General features: G+C 34.8%; 2 protein-coding genes. Both read right to left on the reverse strand.

Features of this window, described 5'->3' with window-relative positions; all coding sequences use genetic code 11:
• Positions 1–533: site-specific integrase (locus DCM90_RS09835; protein ID WP_225366035.1), on the reverse strand; the 533-nt coding region annotated here is incomplete at its 3' end.
• Positions 534–1026: 493 nt separating this feature from the next.
• A partial coding sequence (locus DCM90_RS09840) for a chloride channel protein (protein WP_191981041.1) occupies positions 1027–1571 on the reverse strand: 545 nt, incomplete at its 5' end.

Consider the following 1571-nt stretch of genomic DNA (forward strand, 5'->3'; position numbering starts at 1 on the left):
TGCTCTTGATCGATATAAGTTAGAAAACCTTCTGTTTCATCACCTAGAAAGAGTTTTTGCTTGATATTTTCAGCTCTGGCAGCAAGGGTTTCTTTCTTTTTCTTGGTTGAAACTTTTTTCATTACATTACGATAGAAATAAGGTTCCCCCTGATCGTTTTCAACCTCCTCGGTTAGATACTTGTAAAGACTAGAAAGTGCTGATAAGGTTCGATTGATAGTTGTCTGTGAAACACCCTGTTTTGTTGTATTAGCATTCAGCAAGGGACGTTCACGTAGATAAAGGATAAAGGATTCCATGTCTTTCTTAGACATATTTTCCAAAACTGATAAAGGAATATCGGATATTTTATCAGCGTTTGAAATACCAGACTCCAAAACCCAGCTGAAAAATCGGTCATATTCCTTAAGGTATTCGTACAGGGTTGTAAAACTGTAGGGTACAGCCAGCTTAGATTGGTAGTATTCCAGAACATACCAGGGCATGAGTTGTTTTAGTTTGTCGATTCGTTCCAGTAAAATCTCACGTTTCATGTATTTTCTCCATAAGTAAGTATACTAGTAGTATAGCATAGACTTGTATATTTTTCAAGAAAATTATAGTTTTTCAGAAAGATGTTATAGGAGTTTTTCAAAGTGATAAAAAGACTTAGACCTACAAACAAAACAGAATAAGGAAAATAATAAAAATCTCACCCACTAAACTTCTGTTAATACTACATAGCTAGAAATTGATTTGATTGTCCTGATTGTTTTATCCTATTTCTATTTCATTTCACTATATAATTGCTATTGTTTTCTTTTTCATGATTTTAATCTTACTGTACAGATTTGATACAGTAAACTCCTTTCTAGCTTTATGCTTTATCATTTCTAACTTAATTATAGTCTTATTTTTAATAAAGTTCAATTATTTATATGTAAAATTCCTCATCAGTAAAAAATAACCGATCTCATTTCTGAGAATCGGTTTTCTAAATAAATCAAGCTGATCATTTACATAACATAAATTATGTAAATGATTGTACTACAACAACAAATCTTTGACTTTTCCAATTTCACTTTTTGGAATAACCAGGTGAATCATATCACCCAGATACATTCTGGTTGAGCCGTTAACTGTTTGGCTCTTGCCATTATGGACTTGAGTTGTGATGAGGACGTTGTGTGGTAAGTTGAGTTCATGAACTTGTTTCCCAGCAATTTTATCAGAAACTGGTATTTCGATAAGTGTAACTTCTCCTTCGCTAGATACTTCTTCTGGAAGCATTTTTTCCAGCATGGCTTCATAGACTGGCGTACCTTTGAGCAAATCCAGGATAATATAAGAAACAAGAGTGACAAGACCAAGTGGCATGAGGTTGCGAATATCTCCTACCATCCCAGTTACGAGGATCATAGCGGTTAAGGGAGCTTTTGATATGGCTCCAAAATAGCCACTCATTCCTAGAATGACAAATATAGGGAATTGCTCTTGACTGACAAGTCCAAGATTGACACAGATAGCACCAATTAAGGCACCAAGCAAAGAACCAAGAGCTAAAATGGGGAGGAAAATTCCTCCTGGCAGTC

It is taken from the genome of Levilactobacillus bambusae (assembly GCF_003124125.1).
Taxonomy (GTDB): Bacteria; Bacillota; Bacilli; order Lactobacillales; family Lactobacillaceae; genus Levilactobacillus; species Levilactobacillus bambusae.